This is a genomic window from Pseudomonas sp. 44 R 15 (assembly GCF_900004965.1).
Lineage (GTDB): Bacteria > Pseudomonadota > Gammaproteobacteria > Pseudomonadales > Pseudomonadaceae > Aquipseudomonas > Aquipseudomonas orientalis_A.
The window spans coordinates 95,948-114,039 of the sequence record NZ_CVTU01000090.1 but is presented as its reverse complement, the minus strand read 5'-3'; the positions used below and the strand labels follow the sequence as shown (position 1 = coordinate 114,039).

Annotated in this window: 15 protein-coding genes; 7 read left to right on the top strand and 8 right to left on the bottom strand. The window is 61.5% G+C overall.

All coding sequences use genetic code 11. The features are described from left to right. Positions 1 to 294 precede the first annotated feature (294 nt). Positions 295 to 1,389: a PLP-dependent cysteine synthase family protein gene (locus BFP93_RS12810; protein WP_065893402.1), complete on the bottom strand. Its 1,095-nt coding sequence runs from the start codon at positions 1,387 to 1,389 to the stop codon at positions 295 to 297. 216 nt (positions 1,390 to 1,605) lie between these two features. Between BFP93_RS12810 and nhaA the strand changes: the two genes are divergently transcribed. Next, positions 1,606 to 2,790 carry a Na+/H+ antiporter NhaA gene (gene nhaA / locus BFP93_RS12805; RefSeq protein ID WP_065893401.1) on the top strand — a complete coding sequence of 395 codons (1,185 nt, stop codon included), beginning with the start codon at positions 1,606 to 1,608 and terminating at the stop codon, positions 2,788 to 2,790. A gap of 716 nt (positions 2,791 to 3,506) precedes the next feature. On the opposite strand, the gene BFP93_RS12800 is transcribed toward nhaA, so the two are convergent. From BFP93_RS12800 to dinG, 6 genes are all read right to left on the bottom strand, one after another. Next, positions 3,507 to 3,971 carry a glycine zipper 2TM domain-containing protein gene (locus tag BFP93_RS12800; protein WP_065886131.1) on the bottom strand — a complete coding sequence of 155 codons (465 nt, stop codon included), beginning with the start codon at positions 3,969 to 3,971 and terminating at the stop codon, positions 3,507 to 3,509. A 256-nt stretch (positions 3,972 to 4,227) separates the two neighbouring features. Continuing rightward, entirely contained in the window at positions 4,228 to 4,875 is a 648-nt protein-coding gene (gene pdxH, locus BFP93_RS12795; RefSeq protein ID WP_065893400.1) for a pyridoxamine 5'-phosphate oxidase, read from the bottom strand. A 27-nt stretch (positions 4,876 to 4,902) separates the two neighbouring features. After that, positions 4,903 to 6,075 carry an OmpA family protein gene (locus tag BFP93_RS12790; RefSeq protein ID WP_083205661.1) on the bottom strand — a complete coding sequence of 391 codons (1,173 nt, stop codon included), beginning with the start codon at positions 6,073 to 6,075 and terminating at the stop codon, positions 4,903 to 4,905. Positions 6,076 to 6,217: 142 nt separating this feature from the next. Next, positions 6,218 to 7,363: a serine hydrolase domain-containing protein gene (locus tag BFP93_RS12785; RefSeq protein ID WP_065893398.1), complete on the bottom strand. Its 1,146-nt coding sequence runs from the start codon at positions 7,361 to 7,363 to the stop codon at positions 6,218 to 6,220. A gap of 83 nt (positions 7,364 to 7,446) precedes the next feature. Beyond that, the gene (locus tag BFP93_RS12780) at positions 7,447 to 9,744 is read right to left on the bottom strand and encodes a beta-galactosidase (protein WP_065893397.1); all 2,298 of its coding nucleotides are present in this window, start codon (positions 9,742 to 9,744) and stop codon (positions 7,447 to 7,449) included. An 88-nt stretch (positions 9,745 to 9,832) separates the two neighbouring features. After that, positions 9,833 to 11,977 carry an ATP-dependent DNA helicase DinG gene (dinG, locus tag BFP93_RS12775; RefSeq protein WP_057723161.1) on the bottom strand — a complete coding sequence of 715 codons (2,145 nt, stop codon included), beginning with the start codon at positions 11,975 to 11,977 and terminating at the stop codon, positions 9,833 to 9,835. Between the two features lie 99 nt (positions 11,978 to 12,076). Here dinG and BFP93_RS12770 point away from each other — a divergent pair, with 99 nt between their 5' ends. Further along, a complete protein-coding gene (locus BFP93_RS12770) occupies positions 12,077 to 12,541 on the top strand; it encodes a CopD family protein (protein WP_065893396.1) in 465 nt (154 codons plus the stop codon). A 115-nt stretch (positions 12,542 to 12,656) separates the two neighbouring features. On the opposite strand, the gene BFP93_RS12765 is transcribed toward BFP93_RS12770, so the two are convergent. Continuing rightward, positions 12,657 to 13,415, bottom strand: coding sequence for a collagen-like triple helix repeat-containing protein (locus BFP93_RS12765; protein ID WP_065893395.1), 759 nt, complete (start codon positions 13,413 to 13,415; stop codon positions 12,657 to 12,659). A 188-nt stretch (positions 13,416 to 13,603) separates the two neighbouring features. Between BFP93_RS12765 and BFP93_RS12760 the strand changes: the two genes are divergently transcribed. From BFP93_RS12760 to BFP93_RS12740, 5 genes are all read left to right on the top strand, one after another. Next, the gene (locus BFP93_RS12760; RefSeq protein WP_065893394.1) at positions 13,604 to 14,101 is read left to right on the top strand and encodes a DUF6231 family protein; all 498 of its coding nucleotides are present in this window, start codon (positions 13,604 to 13,606) and stop codon (positions 14,099 to 14,101) included. A gap of 4 nt (positions 14,102 to 14,105) precedes the next feature. Next, a complete protein-coding gene (locus BFP93_RS12755; protein WP_065893393.1) occupies positions 14,106 to 14,576 on the top strand; it encodes a YchJ family protein in 471 nt (156 codons plus the stop codon). 22 nt (positions 14,577 to 14,598) lie between these two features. Next, the gene (locus BFP93_RS12750) at positions 14,599 to 15,081 is read left to right on the top strand and encodes an LEA type 2 family protein (RefSeq protein ID WP_065893392.1); all 483 of its coding nucleotides are present in this window, start codon (positions 14,599 to 14,601) and stop codon (positions 15,079 to 15,081) included. After that, entirely contained in the window at positions 15,078 to 15,278 is a 201-nt protein-coding gene (locus BFP93_RS12745) for an SEC-C metal-binding domain-containing protein (protein WP_065886122.1), read from the top strand. The genes BFP93_RS12750 and BFP93_RS12745 overlap by 4 nt, the downstream gene beginning before the upstream one ends. Positions 15,279 to 15,480: 202 nt before the next feature. Then, entirely contained in the window at positions 15,481 to 17,922 is a 2,442-nt protein-coding gene (locus BFP93_RS12740; RefSeq protein ID WP_065893391.1) for a penicillin acylase family protein, read from the top strand. Positions 17,923 to 18,092: the final 170 nt, after the last annotated feature.

The window sequence follows — 18,092 nt, the reverse complement described above, 5'->3', positions numbered from 1 at the left end:
GGCGGAACCCTAAGTGGCCGTGACCGCAGAAACGGATATGTACTCGATCTGATCCAACATCCTGGTCGGCCCAGAGGCCGCCATCGGGGGCAAGTCGAATCGTCGCACCGCCCCTCCCACATTTGGACCTCGGAGCGTCAGGTAGATACGCGTCCGCTCCCTCGCCACAGGTGCGGTTTCGCACCACAATTGTGTAGATACCTATGCCCCGATAGCAGTGGTTCCGTCGGAGCCTCTTTGACTGACACACCGCAATCGGGGGCAAGCCCCCTCCCACATTTGGTTTGCGGTGTTTCAGATATTGGCGCGCAGGATGCTGTCGGGCAGTGACTCTCCCTGCTCGACACTTGCCGCAACGGCCGCGATCAACCCTTGCAAGTCATAGCCCTGCCCCGCCAGCCACGCCTGATCGTAGTAAGTGGTGGCATAGCGCTCTCCCCCATCACATAGAATCGCCACGATCGACCCCGACTCCCCCGCCGCTTTCATCTGTTGCGCAGCCACCAGTGCACCGATCAGGTTCGTCCCGCTGGAGCCCCCCACTCGCCGCCCCAACCGCTCGGCCAGGTAATGCATGGCTGCCAGGGACAGCGCATCCGGCACCTTGACCATCGCATCGATCACTGCAGGCAAAAATGAGGCCTCGACCCGTGGCCGGCCAATGCCTTCGATCCGCGAGCCACAGTCCAGGCGCAGACTGGCGTCGCCGCTCAGGTAATAATCGAAAAACACCGAACGTTCGGCATCGGCACACAGCACGCGGGTGCAATGCTGGCGATAGCGCACATAGCGTCCCAGGGTCGCGGTAGTACCGCCGGTGCCGGGGCTGGAAATCAGCCAACTGGGCTCCGGGTGTTGCTCGAAACGCAACTGCTGGAAGATCGACTCGGCGATGTTGTTGTTCGCGCGCCAGTCGGTGGCGCGCTCGGCGTAGGTGAACTGGTCCATGAAGTGCCCGCCGCTTTCCTGCGCCAGGCGTTCGGACTCGGCATAGATCTGCGTAGGGTCCTGCACCAGGTGGCTCTTGCCGCCATAAAAGGCAATCTGGGCGATCTTTTCCTGGGAGGTGGTGGCGGGCATCACGGCAATGAACGGCAGGCCGAGCAGGCGCGCGAAATAGGCTTCGGAAATGGCCGTCGAACCGCTGGAAGCCTCGATCACCGGTGCACCCGGCTTCAGCCAGCCGTTGCACAACGCGTACAGGAACAGCGAACGCGCCAGCCGGTGCTTCAGGCTGCCGGTCGGGTGGCTGGACTCATCCTTGAAGTACAGCTCGATACCCGGCAAGCCCGGCAATGGCAACGGGATCAGGTGGGTGTCGGCGCTGCGCTGAAAATCCGCTTCAATGATACGAATGGCTTCGCGGGCCCAGGGACGGTGGTCGCTCATGACGAGACTTCTCTAAGGATTTGGGCCTGATATTAGGGGGTTTCCTACACTGCACACAGATACAGTAACGACTCAATTGGACACACAATTGCTAGGCTTAGACGCAACGCCAGCTCTACCGAATGCTTATAACAAATAAGAATATAACTTTTGTTTTAACAACTAACGGTACGGGTTAGGGTACGCACCTATTGAACCTGGATTGGAGAGCATCCCTTGCCTCTGCGTAGCACTTTCACCCGTTTCTTCCAGCTGGAGGCCGCCAGCGGTCTGTTGCTGATCGCTGCCGCTGCCCTGGCGCTGATTATCAACAACTCACCTTTGTCGCACCTGTACGGCGCCTTTCTCGACACGCCCGTGGTGGCCCAGGTTGGCGCGCTGCAAATCGCCAAGCCCGCCTTGTTGTGGATCAATGATGGCCTGATGGCGTTGTTCTTCCTGCTGATCGGTCTGGAGGTCAAACGCGAGCTGCTCGACGGTCACCTGTCCAAACCGTCGCAGGTGGTGCTTCCGGGTGCGGCGGCGATCGGCGGCATGGTCGTACCCGCGCTCATCTACTGGGCATTGAACAAGGACAACCCTGCGGCCCTCGCCGGATGGGCGATACCGATGGCCACGGATATCGCCTTTGCGCTGGGCGTCCTGGCACTGCTGGGCAAGCGTGTGCCGGTGTCGCTGAAACTGTTCCTGATGACCCTGGCAATCATTGACGACCTGGGCGCCATTGTCGTCATTGCGCTGTTCTATTCCGCCGACCTGTCCGGGGCTTCCCTGGCAGGCGCAGCGGCCTGCCTGATCGCCTTGATCGCGATGAACCGCCTGGGTGTGGTCAAGCTTGGGCCGTACCTGATCATCGGCCTGATCCTGTGGGTGTGCGTACTCAAGAGCGGCGTGCACGCCACGTTGGCCGGGGTGACCCTGGCGTTCTGCATTCCACTGCGCACCCGTAATGCCGAAACCTCGCCCCTGCTGACCCTGGAGCATGCCCTGCACCCGTGGGTGGCCTACGCCATCCTGCCGCTGTTCGCGTTTGCCAACGCCGGGGTGTCCCTCACCGGCGTCAGCCTCGAGAGCTTTACCCACCACGTGCCCATGGGCATTGCCGCCGGCCTGTTGATCGGCAAGACCATCGGTGTGTTCGGCCTGACCTGGCTGGCCATCAAGACCGGCATCGCCTCACTGCCCAGCGGCGCTAACTGGGGCCAGGTGCTGGGGGTAGCGATACTGTGTGGTATCGGCTTTACCATGAGCCTGTTTGTCGGCTCACTGGCGTTCGTACCGGGCGTCAGCGAGTTTGCCGGCGAGGATCGCATGGGGATTCTGACCGGTTCGATATTGGCGGCGTGTATCGGTTATGCGGTGACGGCGATGGCGAGTCGCAAGAAAGCCGTCACCGCCTAGTCGGGTGATATCCAAACAGCAAAAAGCCGCCTCGAACTGAATCGAGGCGGCTCCACTTCTCAGACCTTACAGGTCATCGAAGCTGTCCCGCAGGAATACCCATACGTGATAAACACGCAGGGCATTCACTACGAGGTTCCACGTACGTCGTGCAAACTTAGACATACTCGGCCCTCCAAGCGTTGGGCCTTACCTCCAGCGCACTTACCGGAACACGTGGGCCTTCGAATGCTGTCATTGCGTTCTATGAGGCGGCAGGGTTGACGGGCCCTCCGCATCAATCCGGCACGGATTACTAGCCCGTGGCGGCGGGTCCAAAAACTTGCTCATTGACCCGGCCTACTCACAGGATGACGAACGTAGAACGGCGTCGATACTAACTGAGCGGCCCGCCGAAGGCGTGACCAAGCGCACGGCGAATTTTGTTATTTATTTTCAATTTCTTTCTGACAAAAAAAGTATCAGAAGCGCTAGTGCTGCTTTACAACGGCTTCTTGCCAGATACCGCAGCCGGCAGTAATATTCCGACCATGTCATTGCGTTCTGTGAGCCTGCAAGGCTAGCTTGATATGGCCTTGCGATAAAAAACCGCCCTACTAAGGCGGTTTTTTATTATGCGCAATTAGGATTTTTTAGACGGTAAGATCACGGCCCATTAAACAAAAAACCCCAACCAGTCACCCGGTTGGGGTTTTTCTTTGCCTTTCGCTGACCGCTTAGCGGGTAACGCGGCTGGTACCGTCAACCGTCATGATGCGTACGCGGTCGCCAATGCGGAAAATTTCATTTTCCTGCACGGCTTGTACGTAGGAGCGCATGCTGCCGTCGTCTTCGCGAACGGTGATTTCCACGCCCTGGGTGCGGGTCAGGCCTTCTTCGGTGGCCGAACCCAGCAGGCCGCCGGCCACCGCGCCGATCACAGCGGTGACGATACTGCCACGGCCGCCGCCGATGGCGCTGCCGCCAACGCCGCCGATGACTGCACCCGCAGCGCCGCCGATTGGGGTTTTGGTGCCTTCGATTTTCACCGGACGCAGGGATTCGATGGTGCCCATGCGAACGGTCTGTACGCGACGCGCCTCGTCACGGGAGTAGGAGTCGCCGGTCAGACTCGAGGCGCAGCCACCCAACAGCAAGGACAGGGTAGTAAAGCAGGCAACTAGTAAAACAGACTTACGCATAGCATCAACTCCAAAGGACAGGTATTCATTAAACGCTGCGGCTTGGCGCCTGTCACGGCAAGCCAGGCAAAAAAGTGCTTTCATTCAGCCTGAGTACAGACTGTCGGTACCACAGGATTCGACGAACGGTAGCTAAGCCGCACCATGCCATAGCCTGGTTGATCAGTGTAGTCGTACAGCCGAAAACGCCGAAATCTCGTACATAAAGACTTCGGCGCACAGGACATGATTCAGATGAGATGACGAAAGGCGACGCTCAAGGCGCAAGACGCTCGCGCGTCCATTGGCCCCCTTGCAGCCGATAGTTGAGGCGATCATGCAGTCGGCTGGCGCGGCCTTGCCAGAACTCGATGCGCTCCGGCAACAAACGATAGCCTCCCCAATGCTCGGGGCAATCGGGCTGGGTGTCGCTGAAACGTTGTTCAGTCGCCTTGAGCAGTTGCTGCAGTTCTTCGCGATCACCAATGACCTTGCTCTGCGGCGATGCCCACGCACCCAGGCGGCTGCCCAGGGGGCGCACCTGAAAATAAGCATCCGACTCCTCAGGCGTGACCTTGACCACGCGCCCTTCAATACGCACCTGGCGCTCGAGGGTCGGCCAGAAAAAGGTCATGGCCGCGAACGGCCGCGCCGCCAGTTGCTCACCCTTGGCGCTCTGATAGTTGGTAAAGAAGGTAAAGCCCTGTGCATCCAGGCCCTTGAGCAACAGGATGCGACAGTGCGGCCGACCGTCCTGGTCAACCGTCGCCAGGGTCATGGCATTGGCCTCCACCGGTGCCTGCTCGGTTTTCACCGCATCGGCGAACCACTGGTGGAACAAGGCCAACGGCTCGTCCGGGGCCTGGGCCTCGCTCAAACCGTCCCGTGTGTAGTCACGGCGCATATCGGCCAGTGCCTGGGTCATGCGGCTTTATCCTTGTGGTTCAACGGATCAGTTTTTCGCCTGGTCGTTACTCGCCGGTGCAGCAGCCTTGGCTTTGGTCGCAGCCGGTTTCTTCGCAGCCGGCTTGGCCGGGGCCTTTTTAGCGGCTGACTTGGCAGCCGGCTTGGCGGCGGCTTTCTTGGCCGGCGCTTTCTTGGCCGGGGCTTTTGCCGCCGGGGCCGGTGCGGGAACATCCTGCACAGCGACCATTTCAGCCACAGGCGGAGTCTTGCCCGAGTTGTACTGGCTCAGCAGCGCCAACATAGTTGTACGCTGAGTGAACATGATTTCCATGCGACGATTCAGCGCACGGCCCTGGGAACTGTCATTGGCGGCACGCGGCATCAGGTCGCCCATGCCACGCAGCATCAGGCGGTCCTGCTTCAAACCGCTGAGGCTGAAAATCGAAGCGATCGACTGCGCACGTTCCTTGCTCAGCGCCTGGCTGGCCGGAGCGCTGCCGGTGGCATCAACGTGGCCCAGAACCAGTACGGCGGTCTTTGGATCGGCTTCAACGGCCTTGGCGACGCGCGTGAACGGACCCAGGGTCACCGGCAGCAGCATCGCCGGGCGTTTCGGGTTGTAAGAGCCATCTACCGGGGCAATCACCACCAGTACGTTGTCGCGACGTTCCAATTGCAGGTTGCTGTCTTTGATCGCGGCGCGCAGGCGTGGCTCGTAATCGTCCAGCCAGGCCTGGGTGATTTTTGGATCGGGCATCGGCACGTTGGTCACATCGACCTTGGCCAGTGGCTTGGGCTTGGTATCGAACGGCCACCACCAGTGGGCTTCGGTGTCGGTCTTGGCCACGGGAGCCGGGGTAGCGGCCTGGAGGTCGGCTTTCAGGTCGGCCTTGGCCTCGGCGGCCTTGTCGTCGGCGCTCTTGGCGGAGAATGGCCACCAGTTGAAGCCAGTGTCGCTCTTGGCTGCCGGAGCAGGCGCTGCGGCGACAGGCGCGACAGGCTTGGCGTCGGCAGCGGGCTTGGCGTCAGCAACAGGCTTGGCATCGGCGGCGGGCTTGGCATCCGGCTTGGCGTCGGTCTGGGTCACTGCGTCCTTGGTAGCAGCCTTATCTGATCCAAATGACCACCAGTGCCCACCTTCGGCATCATTTTGTGGAGTTTGTGCACAGCCGGTAATAGTGAGGCACAGCGCCAGTGCCAAGGACTTGTTCGATAACATGAGATATCCACAAAATGAGAAAAAACCAAGGGGCCACATGCCCCGTTAACCAGACGCTTAAAGAACATTGAAGTTACATCATTGCGTTCAGCGTCTTCTTATACGTGCCTTTGTAACAAAAAATTGTGAAACAGCAAGGGGTTTATAGACAACCGGCCAATATTCCGACCAACTTCTGAGCCCGTGGGTCCATAAGTACATAGGGCCCCAGGGTATTAGTCACAAAACCGAAGGCTACATCATGCTCAGGGTCGGCAAACCCTACCGAGCCCCCTGCCCCCGGATGCCCGAATGCGCGCGGACCAAGGCCGAACGTAGCATTGGGCAACTCCGGTTGATCCAACATGCAACCCAGGCCAAAACGGGTTTGGGTCAATAAGGTTTTATCCGGCCCGATACTGTGCTCGCGGGTCAATTGTTCGAGCATGTCGCTTTCCAGCAAACTACCGTCCAATAAACCACTATAAAAGCCGGCCAGGCTGCGTGCATTACCGTGACCATTTGCCGCGGGTTGCTGCATACGCCGCCATTCGGGTTTATTAGTGCTGGTCAGAATAGACGGCGGATTGGCAAATGCACGTGTAGTCATTGCCGTGGGTTCACGCATCATTACTTGAAGTAACCGTTGTGCCGCAGCATCGCCCATATTGCCCTTGCTGCGGGCTATATGGGCGACACGGTAAAACTCTTCGTCCGCCAGGCCCACGTGAAAATCCAGCCCCAACGGCCGCGCCACCCGCGCCACGATAGACTCTCCAGGCCCGCGCCCATCGGCACGGCGCAACAGTTCACCGACCAGCCAGCCATAGGTGATCGCCTCGTAGCCATGGCCTTGGCCGGGTGTCCACCACGGCGCTTCGGCCGCCAGGGTATCGACCATCAGTTGCCAGTCGTACAGGGCTTCGATGGGCAGCATCTCGCGGATCGCCGGCAGCCCGGCCTGATGGCAGAGCAACTGGCGCAAGGTAATGGACGCTTTGCCCGCTGCGGCAAATTCCGGCCAGTAATCGGCCACGGGCGCATCCAGCTTCAGCTTGCCTTCGGCCACCAGCTGCAGGGCGGTGACGGCAGTGAAGGTCTTGGTGCAGGAGAACAGATTGACGATCGTGTCACTGTGCCAGGCTTCGGTCCCGTCCTTATCGGCGGTGCCGGCCCACAGGTCGACAACCGTCTCGCCGCCGACCTGGATGCAAAGCCCGGCACCGCGCTCCTGAGGGTCATCGAACAATGCGGCAAACGCTTCACGTACCGCTTCGAACTGGAGCGTGTAATGACCCTGAATCTGCACCGGAGCGACCTCGAGAAAACCGCATGAAAAGTGGCCGACATTGTTCCAGTCATTGAGGGATTTGTGAACCCGTCAACGGCGAATCAATGCCCATTTCCGGAGTGCCCGCCAGCATGCCCGGCGCCCTGGCCCGCACCTTTGCCGGCCTGGCCCGAGCGGCCGCCTTCACTCTCGCGGGACGCACCGGCGGCCCTGGCTTTTTCAGCCTCCTTACCCAGTTGGTCGACCGCCGCGAGATTGCTTTTACGCACGCTCTCGACAAAGCCCTGAAAGGGCACGTCAGTGATGCCAACCAGGCCGAAATGGCCGTTTTCACCGTCCAGCAGGCGCCCGGTCACGGGCTGGTCCAGGTACTGGAACCAGTGCACGCCGACAATCGAAGGCTCCGCCATGGCTTGCTTGAGGAAGGCGGCATAGGCCGCGCCCCGCTCTTCTTCACGGGCCAACTGCGTCACGCCGCCCCAGAATGGGCCACGGTCGCTCGAGCCGAAGTTGAATTCGGTGATCAATACCGGTTTGTCGAGTGCGCGCAGGGCGGCGAAGTCATAACCGTCCTGGGGCTTGAGGGTATACATATTGAAGCTCAGCACATCGCAATACTGTGCACAGGACGCCACGGCTTCAGGGGTGCTCACGGCGTAACGCCCGCCCAGCAGCAGTTGGTTGGGCGCGTGCCATTTCAGCGAGTCGGAGATGGTCTTGAAGTAGGCATCGGCGAAGGTCTTCTGGAAATACTTGAAGTCGGCCTCGATTTCCGGGTGTTCCGGGCTGGGCATCGGCGGCTCGAAGCCGGGGTCTTCCATCAGCTCCCAGCCGGCCAGGTGGATGCCCCAGGCTTTCGACAGACCGTCTTCATTGCGGTACTTGTCGCGCAGTTGCTTGAGGAAAGCACGCTTGGCCGGTACGTCGGTGGTCATGCGTAAGGTGCCGTAGGCCAGGGCATAGCGCGATTTTGCATCGTCGCCAGGGCCGGCCCAGGCCAGTTCGTTGTCGGCGAAGAAGCCGATCAGCCACGGGTCGTCGCGATGATCGCGAGCGGCAATGGCCACGGCGCGCTCAGTGGCCATGGCAAAGCGTGGGTCGAACGGGTCAGGCATGCCGCCCCACCAGTCGGTGCCGGTGCTGATGCTGGCGTAGTCACCCACAATCGACAGCGGCAAGGTGTAAGGCACACGGTCAGCCGTGGCCAGGTCCGGATCGCTCCAGTTGCCCACGGTGTTGAAGCCCCAGGCTTGCAGGCGGTCGAGGGTATGGGTCACCCAGCGCTTCTGATCGAAGCCGTCACCGCCATAGGTGCGCTGCAGGTTGGCGCCATAAAAATCATACCAGCGTCCCGAACCGAAACCGCGACCTTCGCCCGCGCCGTTGCCGGTACGGTTGTCGCCACTGCCGTAATACTTGTCGAAGGGTTCACCGGCCTTGGGCAGCGCCGCAAACATCCACTCTCGCCCCGCCACGTAGGTCTGGCTGTTGTCCGCCGCCACGGTGTTGACACCCAGCGAGTAGAACGGATGGCCTTGCGGCGTGACCAAGTACCAGCGACCATCGCGCTTTTCAGTGCGGAAGAAGCCGCTGGCGTCGAACGCCGGGCCTTTGTTCCAGCCGCCGTATTGATCCAGGGCGGATTTGTCACGCTCGGCAAGCCACCCCTTCAGTTGTTGCTGCTCCTTGGCGGCTGCGGCCTTGAGCTGCTCGTCGCTGCTGACTTTTTCCGGCCAGCGTGCACGGGTGGACTGACCGTAAGCGTCCACCAGTTCGCTATAGGCGGCCTTCATCACCGGCTCGCTGTCCTGCACGCCAAAGCGCTCCAGCAGGATGCTTTGGGCGGCATCGGGTTTGATCATCGACAGCGTCACCGACACCACCTGGCTACGGTCGACTTCCCCGGTGCTGGCGGCCAGCAACACACGCTGGCCGTCCACGGTCATCGGCATCGGCGGGCCGGCCTTCATGCCCTGGCTCAGCGGCGAGTTGGCTTGCAGTGGCACCAGCAAGGTCTGGGCCGGGCCGGCCGGCAGGTCGATGCGACTGACCAGGGTCTTGCCGTCGGCACTTTGTACTTTCACGTAGAGGGTCAACGCCCAACTCATCGCGCTCTGGATGCGCAGGCTCATGGCGCCCGATTGCGACCAGTCCCACACGCCGGTTTGCGGGCTGAGCACCAGGCTCGGCTCGGCCGCCGGGCTGAAGGTGATGCGGCGCAGCACTTCGCCCTCCGGGGTTTGTTCGGCGTTGTATTGCGGCAGGCTGGCGTCCTGGGTCGCCACCTTGACCACATCGGCGGGCCGGACGAAGTTGAACAGCGTTTGTTGCCCGGCCGGCGCGGCCATCAAGGGCGCGGCGAACAGCAGGGCAAAAAGAGCGGGCAGCGTGCGAATCATACGAACAAGGTTCTCCCAGACGGCCGGTGAATGGCCTGATGACATACATGAGATAGACCACGAAGTGGGCGAGTTCGCCCACGGTGGCTTAAGAAATTTCGCGCCTGAACGGCGGCAAGGCATTCAGGATTGCCTTGCCATAGCGCTGGGTGACCAGGCGGCGATCGAGCAACGTGATGGTGCCCCGGTCCTGCTCGGTGCGCAGCAAGCGTCCGCAGGCCTGCACCAGCTTGAGCGACGCATCGGGTACCGAGATTTCCATGAAAGGATTGCCGCCGCGGGCTTCGATCCATTCGGCCAGCGCCGCTTCGACCGGATCATCCGGCACCGAGAACGGGATCTTGGCAATGACCACGTGCTCGCAGTAGGCGCCGGGCAAGTCCACGCCCTCGGCAAAGCTCGCCAGGCCGAACAGCACGCTGGAATCACCGCCATCGACCCGCGCCTTGTGTTTGTTCAAGGTTTCCTGCTTGGACAGGTTGCCCTGGATGAACACCTGTTTACGCCAGTCGCGGTCAAGGCCATCAAACACATCCTGCATCTGTTTACGCGACGAAAACAGCACCAGGGTGCCTCGCGAGCCTTCCACCAGTTCGGGCAGGTCGCGGATGATCGCCGCCGTGTGCGCCGCCGCGTCCCTTGGGTCGGCCTTGAGGTCGGGCACCCGCAGGACGCCGGCGTCGGCGTGATGAAACGGGCTTGGCACCACTGCAGTGACGGCCTTTTTCGGCAGGCCGGCGCGCATGCGGAAGCGGTCGAAGGTGCCCAGCGCCGTCAGCGTGGCCGAGGTCACCAGGCAGCCGTAGGCCACGTTCCACAGGTTGCGGCGCAGCATCTCGGCGGCGAGGATCGGGCTGGCATTGACCTCGATATCGAACAGCGCACCGCTTTCCGCCAAGGTCAACCAGCGCGCCATCGGCGGGTTGTCTTCCGGGTCTTCGACGGTAAAGGCCGTCCACAACTCCCAGTTGCCCTGGGCGCGGGACAGCAGGCTGCCGAACAGCGGGTACCATTCTTCGGCCTGGTTACTGGCGATGCCGATATTGACCTCGCCATCCATGCCTTCCTTGAGCAAGTCGGTGAGACGGGTGAACAGGTCGGTCAGGCGGGAAAAGCCCTTCTTCAGTTCAATGCCCATTTCACGCATATGCTCGGGAATCATCCCACCGACAAAACGGTGACGCGGCCGCTCACGGCCTTCCACGTCTTCGCCGGGCTTGAAGTCGGCCACCTGCTCGCAGGCGCTGAACATAAACTGCTGCTGGGTCTTGATCTCCCGCGCCAGCTCAGGCACCTGTTCGATCAGCTTACCCAGGTCACCGGGCAGCGGATGCTGGGCCAGCAGCTTGGTGAGGTTCTTGGCGGTGGTTTCCAGCCAATCGGCGGTAGAGCGCAAGCGCGTGTAATGGGCGAAGTGGCCGATGGCCTTGTCCGGCAGGTGGTGACCTTCGTCGAACACATACAGGGTGTCGCGCGGGTCCGGCAGTACGGCGCCGCCGCCCAGGGCCAGGTCGGCCAGCACCATGTCGTGGTTGGTGACGATCACGTCGACCTTGCCCATGCCTTCGCGGGCCTTGTAGAAGGCGCACTGACCGAAGTTGGGGCAATGGCGGTTGGTGCATTGACTGTGGTCGGTGGTCAGGCGCGCCCAGTCGGAGTCTTCCAGGGCGGTGGGCCAGCTGTCGCGGTCGCCGTCCCATTTATTACCGGCCAGTTTTTCGATCATGCTGGTAAACAGTTTCTGGCTGACTTCGTCGACTTCGATCTTGAAGCCTTCCTCTTCGAACAACGAAGCCGTGGCGGTCTGCGCGTGGCCTTCCTGCAGCAGCACGTCAAGCTTGGACAGGCACATGTAACGGCCACGGCCCTTGGCCAGCGCGAACGTGAAGTTCAGCCCGCTGTTGCGCATCAGGTCAGGCAGGTCCTTGTAGACAATCTGCTCCTGCAGGGCGACCGTAGCGGTGGCAATCACCAGGCGTTTGCCGGCGGCCTTGGCGGTGGGGATCGCCGCCAGGCTGTAGGCCACGGTCTTGCCGGTACCGGTGCCGGCTTCGACGGCCACGACCGCAGGGTCGCCGCTGCGCCGCCCTTCGTCGTCGGTGTCGATATCCCCGAGGACCTTGGCCACTTCGGCGATCATCAGGCGTTGGCCGTAACGCGGTTTCAAGCTCTTGGCTTCGAGAAAACGCGAGTAGGCGCCCTGGATCGTGGTTTTGAGTTCAGTGCTGATCATGGATAGTCGGGCGCAAAAAACGCTGGATAAATTTTCAGTGGTTCGGATCGGCCGCTATCATACCCCGCTAATTAATCCCGCGCAGAACGGAGTACCACAATGACCGCGTTTAGCCTCGCTTACACCCTGCATGTATTGGCCGCCCTGATCTGGGTCGGCGGCATGTTTTTCGCCTGGATGATCCTGCGCCCCGCCGCCATGGCGGCCCTTGAGGGCCCTGCCCGGCTCAAGTTGTGGGCAAATGTGTTTCAACGTTTTTTTGTATGGGTGTGGGTGGCGGTGTTGATTTTGCCGATCAGCGGCGTAGGCCTGCTGCACCTGCGCTTCAACGGTTTTGAAACGGCGCCGCGCTATGTGCAGGTGATGATGGGTTTGTATCTGGTGATGACGGCGCTGTTTATCCGCATCCAGGCGTTGAAGTTTCCGGCGTTGAAGGCGGCGGTGGCGGCTGAGGATTGGCCGGCAGGCGCGGCTACACTGGGGCAGATTCGTAAGTTGGTAGGGATTAACTTGATTGTCGGGTTGGTGGTGGTGGCCGTGGCGTCGGCTCGGCCGATGTTGTAAGGCGACTCTTACATCGCTATCGGGGGCAAGCTCCCTCCCACATTGGAATGCATTCCAATGTGGGAGGGGCGGTGCGACGATTCGACTTGCCCCCGATGGCGTCAGAACAAGCGACTCAAAGCCGCTGAATGGTCACCGCCCCCGCAGGCCCCGCCGGCCCCGGTTGCCCTTCCAACCCCGAGCGGCCTTTTTCACCGCCATCGGCGCGGTACACCAGGCAGCCCTTGGACTGACCGCCCTTGCCGGGCTTACCCGCAACACCGGCCAAGCCCCCAGGCCCGCCGTCCACCAAGACCTTGATCTGATCAGCCGGGAAACTCTGCGGCAACTCCACGCGCACTAGCGCACCCGACGCACCCGGCAACCCATCGCCGCCGTTATCGCCATTGAACCCACGCCCGGCAGAACCCCAGGTGCACCCCGGATCGACGCCATTGGCGCCATCCAGGCCGGCATAACCCTGGGCACCGGCGCCACCGCGGGCATCCACCGACAGTGCTTCTGCAGTCAGCGACTCGATACGCAAGGTCAAGTCGCGCCCCGGCTTGGCTGGTCTTTCATGGGTGCCGGGCGCGCCGCGAGAGGTGATCTGGCTGCCCTGATCCAGTTGAGCCTGGCGCACCTGCAGCTGCAGCGCGGTAGTGCCGGGGACGATGGCGATACGTGCTTCACGCCCCAGATGCAGCTCCTCCACCGCGATCTGACTGATGGTGGCCGGAATCAACAGGGTGCCGTAGTCCGCCACGTCCAGGCGCTCGAGCTGCAACACGCTGGTACTGCTGGGCAGGCGCATCAACGAATGGGTTTCGACGCTGACACTCTGGGCCAGGGCAATGGGGCTGACCAACAGGGCCAGCAGAAAAACCTTACGCATCATGGGGCTCCCGAGTGTTTCCGAATTTTTCTTTGGACGCACAGTAACGACTTCTACAGGCGATTTGCCAGTGAAGGATCAAAAAACTTCAGAAGGCCCGGCTCAGGCACCGGCGCTATCGGCACTGAGGCGCTAGGCCAGCACGCCCAGCCGCGCTAGTCTCTAGGGTCCTGATGTGAGGATCTTAAATGACCGCTGGATTTTCTTCCCGTACACCCCAGCAAGCGCTGGCCGCGTTGCTGGACCTGCACGCCCCCAAACGCCTGTTGCTGTTGGGCGCCAGCCAGTTTCCCGCACTGGATGCGTTTAAAACGGCGCATCCCGATGTGCGTGTCAGCATTGCCCCACCCGGACCGCTGCCCGCGGAACTGGCGGCGCAGCGTTTTGACCTGGCGCTGGTGGTCGATTGCCTTGAACACCTGCCCAAATCCCAGGGTCTGACGTTGCTGGGCGGCATTCGCAACCTCAATGCCAGCCGCATCGCGGTGCTGGTGGACCTGGGCGCCTGCGACTGGAAGGACACCGATTTTTTCTCCCTGGCCCTGCAGGCCGGCGAACGCTTTCAGCGCGATGAGCAGGTGCTGACGCTGTTTACCTATGATCTGCTTGACTATAAACAAGTACCCGACTGGCTCAACGCCCGTTTCTGGGCCAACCCGGAAAATTTTGGCAAGTATTGGTGGTAACACAATGAGTACATCCATTTGCCCCTGCGGCAGTGGCAATCTGCTGGATGCCTGCTGCGGCCATTACCACGCCGGCCATCCCGCGCCGTGTGCCAGCGCATTGATGCGCTCGCGCTACAGCGCCTATGTGCTGGGCCTGGTCGACTATCTGGTGGCAACCACCTTGCCGGCGCAGCAGGCAGGCCTGGACCGCGAGGCCATTAGCGCCTGGAGTGCGCAGAGCACCTGGCTTGGGCTGGAGGTGGAAAATTCCGAGCTCTTCGGCGGCCAACCGGAACATGCCTTCGTGACCTTCACGGCGCGCTGGCACGACAGCAGTGGTGAACATAGCCACCGCGAGCGGTCTTCTTTCGTACAGAATGAGGGGCGCTGGTACTTCATCGACCCGACGGTGGACGTGAAGGCCGGGCGCAATGACCCATGCCTGTGCGGCAGCGGGCAGAAGTTCAAGAAGTGCTGTTCCAGCTATTTTTAACGACCTGACAGGGATAACGCCAATGCTTCGCAGATTCAGCCTGATGCTGGCGTTAACCCTGGGCCTGAGCGGCTGCGCCTCCTGGTTCGAGGACGATTCGCCGCCGCCCCATGTATCACTGGTGAAGGTCGAAGTGGTGCGTGCCAAGTTGCTGGAGCAGAAGTTCAAGCTCTACTTTCGCGTGGATAACCGCGACGACGCCGACCTGACCGTGCGCGGCCTGATCTACAAGGTCACCCTCGGCGACCTGGTACTGACCGAAGGTGAGTCCAACGAATGGCTGACCGTACCGCCGCGCGGCCATAAATACTTCCGGGTGTCGGTACGGACCAACCTGTGGCCGCGAATACGCGATGTGGTGCAAATGCTGAAAAACCCCGAGCGCCCCGTGCCCTATCGTCTTGAAGGCGAGTTGAAAACCGGATTATTCATCGGTAATGACGTGCAGGTGGCTCACAATGGCGAGATAATCCCCGGCGATTTTATTCCGGAGCGACATCGATGACTCAGCAACCCCATGTCCATGGTCCCGACTGCAACCACGATCACGATCACCAGGATCACGACCACGGCCATGTCCACGGCCCGAACTGCGGCCACGCTCACCAGGAGCCGGTGCGCAATGCGTTGAAAGACGTGGGTCGCAACGATCCTTGCCCATGCGGCAGCGCGAAGAAATTCAAGAAGTGCCACGGCGCTTAAGCCACTCGACACTCAATGCGGGAGGGGGCTTGCTCCCGATACGGTGTGCCAGTCAGCCTATCTGTTACTGACCCACCGCTATCGGGGGCAAGCCCCCTCCTACATGAGTACTCATGCAATTACACAACTCCCGCTTGCGTCGTTTCGCCGCGCTCACTAACGTAGCGCCTTTAATGACGCTACCCCCCGCAGGAGCTTTGCCATGGCCTCGCCAGCCCTTACACATTTTCTTCCCCGGTTCGGCGTTGCCGCGGCAGTGGTCAGTGCGTTGAGCCTGTCCGGTTGCCAGCTCCAGAACACCCAGGACACCCTGCCCCCCGCAGCCGGCGTAGAGCCGATCAAGGGCCTGGCGCAAAACGTGTCGATACGCCGCAATGCCCAGGGCATGCCGCTGATCGAAAGCAACACCTTCCACGACGCGTTGTTCAGCCTCGGCTATGTGCATGCCAGCGACCGGATCACCCAGATGGTCACTCTGCGGCTGCTGGCCCAAGGCCGCCTGGCGGAAATGTCCGGGCCCGAGGTCCTTGATGTCGACCGCTTCATGCGCGCAGTCAACCTTAAAAAGAGCGCAGGCGAGCTGTACAACGCTTCGTCGCCGCGGCTCAAGCGTTTCTTTGAAGTCTACGCGCGGGGCGTCAACGCCTACCTGTTCCGCTACCGCGACAAGCTGCCGACCGACCTGGCCCAGACCGGCTACAAACCCGAATACTGGAAACCGGAAGATTCGGCGCTGCTGTTCTGCCTGCTGAACTTCAGTGAGTCGAGCAACCTGCAGGAAGAAATCTCATCGCTGGTGCTGGCGCAAAAAGTCGGCGTCGACAAGCTCGCCTGGCTTATCCCCAGCGCGCCGGACGAAGCGATCCCGCTGGCCGAGGCCGACAAGCTCAAGGGCGTGAACCTGAGCCAGATCACCGGTCTTGCCGGGTTGGACACCGTCAGCCAGCAACTCAACAGCCTCAATGCCCTGGGCGTGACCACGTCGAGCAACTGGGCCATCGGGCCGCAACGCAGCCGCAGCGGCAAAAGCCTGCTGGCCAACGACATCGCCGCGCAGCCGCAAGCACCAACGCCCTGGAGCTACGTGCAGATCCGTGCGCCGAAATATCAGGCGGTCGGCGCGTCGATCGCCGGCCTGCCGACCCTGCTGTCGGGTTTCAACGGCAAGGTGGCGTGGAGCATGAGCGCGGTCAAGGGCGACACCCAGGACCTGTTCCTGGAAAAGGTCAAACGCCAGGGCAGCGCGCTGTACTACGAGAACAACGGCAAATGGCTACCGGCCGGCGTGCGTAACGAGACCTTCTTCATCAAAGGCCAACGCTCGATTCGCGACGTGGTGTACGAAACCCGCCACGGCGCCTTGCTCAACAGCAGCCAGGCGCTCACCAGCGGTTTTGGCCTGGCCCTGCAAACCGCCGATTTGAAGGACGACAAGAGCCTGGATGCGTTCTTCGACCTGTCCCGCGCGCAGAACGCCGGCAAGGCCTCGGACGCTACCCGCGAAATTCGCGCCATTGCGCTGAACATGATCTTCGCCGACGCCAGCAACATTGGCTGGCAAGTCACCGGCCGCTTCCCCAACCGCCGCGAAGGCCAAGGCCTGCTGCCCTCGCCGGGCTGGGACACGCGCTTTGACTGGGACGGTTACGCCGACGCCATGCTGCACCCCTATGACCAGGACCCGGCTCAAGGCTGGATCGGCACCGCCAACCAGCGCACAGCCCCGCGTGGCTATGGCATGCAACTGTCCAATTCCTGGGACGCGCCGGAGCGCAGCGAGCGCCTGGCGCAACTGGCCAACGCCGGCAAGCACGACAGCCGCAGCCTGATCGCCATGCAATACGACCAGACCACCCTGTTTGCCGCCAAACTCAAGGGGATGTTCCAGGCGCCGGGCATGGCCCAGCCGCTGAAACAGGCAATCGATGCGCTGCCCGCCGCCGAACAGGCCAAGGCGCGTGAAGCACTGGGCCGCCTCATGGCCTTTGATGGTCGCCTTGCACCGACGTCCGCCGACGCGGCGGTCTACGAACTGTTCCTGCAGGAAAGCGCCAGGCAGATCTTCCTCGACAAACTCGGCCCGGAACACAGCGCCAGCTGGAAAGCCTTTGTCAGCAACGCCAGCCTGTCCTACACCGCCATCGCAGACCATTTGCTGGGCCGTGAAGACAGCCCGCTCTGGGATGACACGCGCACACCGCAAAAAGAAGACAAGCCGGCGATTCTCGCACGCACCCTGGCCGCTGCGATCAGCAGCGGCGACAGCTTGCTGGGCGCCGATCACAAGGCCTGGCAATGGGGCAAGCTGCACACCACCGCCTGGAAAAACGCCAGCGGCCAGGTTATCCGCGGGCCTTTCGCCAGTGGTGGCGACCACAACACCCTGAACCCGGCACCGTACCACTGGGGGCAGGATTTCAATGTGGCCCGGACGTCAGCGCTGCGCATGATTGTCGACTTCGGCCAGCCCGAACCGATGATGGGCCAGGGCGGCACCGGCCAGTCCGGCAACCCGGCCAGCCCGAACTATGCCAACGGCATCGATCCGTCGCTCAAGGCGCAATACCTGAGCTTCCCGATGCAGCCGCAGAACTTTGACAAGGTGTATGGCAAAAGCCGGCTAACCCTCACACCTGGCAAATAACCCGGTTTTCTCAGAAGAAACCGAATCCAAATGTGGGAGGGGGCTTGCTCCCGATAGCAGTATTTCAGTCAATGAATGTGTTGACTGCCACACCGCTATCGGGGGCAAGCCCCCTCCCACATTTGGACCCCATGCATTCTGATAGAACTTCTCTCACCGTCCCATCCTCC

Coding starts and splice junctions, on each gene's coding strand:
- BFP93_RS12770 (WP_065893396.1), top strand. CDS start 12,077: ATGACCGCGTTTAGCCTCGCTTACACCCTGCATGTATTGGCCGCCCTG.
- BFP93_RS12810 (WP_065893402.1), bottom strand. CDS start 1,389: ATGAGCGACCACCGTCCCTGGGCCCGCGAAGCCATTCGTATCATTGAA.
- BFP93_RS12780 (WP_065893397.1), bottom strand. CDS start 9,744: ATGATTCGCACGCTGCCCGCTCTTTTTGCCCTGCTGTTCGCCGCGCCC.
- BFP93_RS12800 (WP_065886131.1), bottom strand. CDS start 3,971: ATGCGTAAGTCTGTTTTACTAGTTGCCTGCTTTACTACCCTGTCCTTG.
- pdxH (WP_065893400.1), bottom strand. CDS start 4,875: ATGACCCAGGCACTGGCCGATATGCGCCGTGACTACACACGGGACGGT.
- BFP93_RS12790 (WP_083205661.1), bottom strand. CDS start 6,075: ATGTTATCGAACAAGTCCTTGGCACTGGCGCTGTGCCTCACTATTACC.
- BFP93_RS12765 (WP_065893395.1), bottom strand. CDS start 13,415: ATGCGTAAGGTTTTTCTGCTGGCCCTGTTGGTCAGCCCCATTGCCCTG.
- BFP93_RS12740 (WP_065893391.1), top strand. CDS start 15,481: ATGGCCTCGCCAGCCCTTACACATTTTCTTCCCCGGTTCGGCGTTGCC.
- dinG (WP_057723161.1), bottom strand. CDS start 11,977: ATGATCAGCACTGAACTCAAAACCACGATCCAGGGCGCCTACTCGCGT.
- BFP93_RS12760 (WP_065893394.1), top strand. CDS start 13,604: ATGACCGCTGGATTTTCTTCCCGTACACCCCAGCAAGCGCTGGCCGCG.
- BFP93_RS12745 (WP_065886122.1), top strand. CDS start 15,078: ATGACTCAGCAACCCCATGTCCATGGTCCCGACTGCAACCACGATCAC.
- BFP93_RS12755 (WP_065893393.1), top strand. CDS start 14,106: ATGAGTACATCCATTTGCCCCTGCGGCAGTGGCAATCTGCTGGATGCC.
- BFP93_RS12750 (WP_065893392.1), top strand. CDS start 14,599: ATGCTTCGCAGATTCAGCCTGATGCTGGCGTTAACCCTGGGCCTGAGC.